At 35.4% G+C, this 2,745-nt stretch carries 2 protein-coding genes; both read left to right on the top strand.

Annotated features, from left to right (window positions below; all coding sequences use genetic code 11):
* A partial coding sequence (locus tag QOR82_RS08925; protein WP_283584393.1) for a GH39 family glycosyl hydrolase occupies positions 1 to 1,082 on the top strand: 1,082 nt, incomplete at its 5' end.
* Between the two features lie 184 nt (positions 1,083 to 1,266).
* Positions 1,267 to 2,646 carry a glycoside-pentoside-hexuronide (GPH):cation symporter gene (locus tag QOR82_RS08930; protein ID WP_283584394.1) on the top strand — a complete coding sequence of 460 codons (1,380 nt, stop codon included), beginning with the start codon at positions 1,267 to 1,269 and terminating at the stop codon, positions 2,644 to 2,646.
* Positions 2,647 to 2,745 lie beyond the last annotated feature (99 nt).

Genomic DNA, 2,745 nt, shown 5'->3' on the forward strand with positions numbered 1-2,745 from the left:
GATACCTGATGTCACGCCGAATGGCGTTTTTGCATTTACCACCAATTAGGTGGCTAACTTCATTCTATAATCCACCTTTGAAAAACTTTGATAGTTTGTACAGTATTATTAAAAAATATTCTCCACTAACCCATTTTGGGGGATGTGGACTATCTACAGATTTGGATATTCGTAGTGCAGATACTTTTTTAAAAGCTTGGCATGATCATCATTTGCCAGATTTTGTGTCCATATACGTTTATAATCAGGATTTTGATAAGGGAAGTACTGATGATAGTGGGCCAAGAAGATTAAATGCGACGTCTAGTGACATTAAGGATCTGCTAAACAAAATTATTGATATAAAAAAACTAATCGAAACTGACGAGATTAATAAACCGCTCTATGTTACTGAATGGAACATATCTATTTCTGACTTTAATTATGTTAATGATAGTTTATTTAAAGCCAATTTTTTGTTAAATAATATTATCCAAAACCTCGACAATGTTGATATTTTAGGTTATTGGCGAATGAGTGATATTACAGACTATCTTGATACTGGCTATTTGAGTGATTACTTATTTACTGGCGGGGTTGGTTTGATAACTAAAGATGGAATCAAAAAACCAGCCTATTATGCGTTTGAATTTCTGCGCAAAATGAATGGCGATGTTCTTTATAATAAAGATAACATTATGATTACAAGCAATGGGCTAAGTGGGCTCAATATTTTGATAATGAACTACAAGTATTTTAATACATATTATTCGCTTATTCGAGAAAATGAATTACATCCTGAACGATTGTATAAGATATTTGGTGATGAAACAGAATTGAATGGTGAAATAGTGATTAAAGACCTTAAAAGCGGCAATTATTATATGCATCGCTATGTGTTGGGACAGGGACATGGCGATCCATTGAAGAAGTATATTGATTGGGGATTCCCAAAAGATGTCGAAAAAGAAGAATTAGACTATTTAAAGCAAACCTGTTTACCTGACTTGCAATTGAAGCTTTTATCGATAAAAAAGGATTTTTCTTTAAAATACAGTTTGAAGCCTAATGAAATATACCTATATCAGCTTTGGAAAGTATAAAAATAACAACTTCATTCACAAAAATATGTTATTTATTTTTCAAATAGCAGTTGCTGAAAAATAAATAGCAATTAATAGTAAGCGGTTTCATAAGTATTCAGAATAATTGGTACACCTACTTTCATACAATGAAAACTGTACATGTACAAGGAAAGAAATTAAATTGTATGAAAGGAAAATTGCTATGGATTCGACTACAAATAAGGCTGACAGCCATGTTGGTTTAAAAATCAAAGAAAAAGTTAGCTATGGGATTGGCGATTTTTCAAGTAACTTGGTATGGGGATTAATAGGGAGTTATCTGCTATTCTTTTATACTAATGTTGCTTTAATTCCGGTGGCATTTACCGGGACGCTTTTTCTGGTTGCCCGGATGTTAGATGCTGTTATTGACCCTGTGATTGGTGGTTTTGTTGATCGGACAGACACCAAGTTGGGAAGAACTCTTCCGTATATACGGTATGGGATCATTCCACTGGCGATCATCTATATTTTAACATTCTGCTACTTCCCAGGTTCTACATTATTTAAGGTTATTTATGCTTATATCACGTATATCTTAGTTGGGATTTTCTATTCATTAGTTAATGTTCCTTATGGTTCGTTGATGACATTAATGACCCGTGATTCGGCTGAAAAGGCGCAATTGTCCAGTTTGCGGGTAGCTTTTGCAGCTATTGGTAGTATTTTTGTTACTGGGCTGGCAATGCCAATTGTTAAATTCTTTGGTCACGGCAATGATCGCTTAGGTTTCTTTATTACCGCAATTATTTTTGCACTGGTCGGAATTGTTGGCTTTGAAATTGTTAGTCATAATTGTAAAGAACGCTATTTGGACGACTTTTCAGAACAAGTGCAAGCCAAGCATAAGGCAAGTATCCTGTCAACTTACAAGAATGCCTTCCGGAATCGCGCGTGGGTGACGACGGTCTTGCTTTCATTATTACTGTTTATTCGCATCGGGGTTATCGTTGCCATTACGATTTATTTTGCTAACTATGTTTTGAAGTCACCAATGATGATTTCGATTCTTTTACCAGTCTTGTATGTTGGCCAATTATTATCGACCTTGTTCTCATCACAAATGATTGCCAAGTTTGGTCACCGTAAAACCAACATTATTGGTAATGTAGGGATGTTAATTTCATATATTTTCCTACCATTCTTGGAGCATAATTTAGTACTGTTTACTATTGTTTACTTGGCCGGCAACGTTATTGGGGCTGTATCTGCTTCGTCAGTATTTGGAATGAATGCCGATTCAGTTGACTATAACGAATGGAAGTTTGGGGTTCGTTCAGAAGGAACGCTTTATGCTGGTTATAGTTTCTCTACTAAGGTCGGGATGGCCATTGGTTCGGCTTTGGCAGGTTATGCGCTTTCGTGGATTCACTTTAGTCCGAAGGCAATAACGCCATCTGTAGTAAGTGGTTTGAACATTTTATTCTACGCTTTGCCAGCAATTTTGACGGTCTTAATGATTATTGTTGCCATGTTCTACAATTTGGATGCTAAACATGGGCAGATTGTTAAAGAATTGAACAATTTGAACTACAAGCGATAATGCTTAACGCCATTTAAATACTAAAGGGGCTGTGACATAAGTCCCTAAATTAAGAAGATCCATTCGGAAATTGAAAAATTTTCGAATGGATCTTTTCCT

Origin of the sequence: Limosilactobacillus difficilis, assembly GCF_947387495.1 — a bacterium.
GTDB classification, from domain to species: domain Bacteria; phylum Bacillota; class Bacilli; order Lactobacillales; family Lactobacillaceae; genus Limosilactobacillus; species Limosilactobacillus difficilis.

What these genes read in the sequence shown, in the direction of transcription:
- QOR82_RS08930 (WP_283584394.1), top strand. Translation starts at nt 1,267, where the DNA reads ATGGATTCGACTACAAATAAGGCTGACAGCCATGTTGGTTTAAAAATC.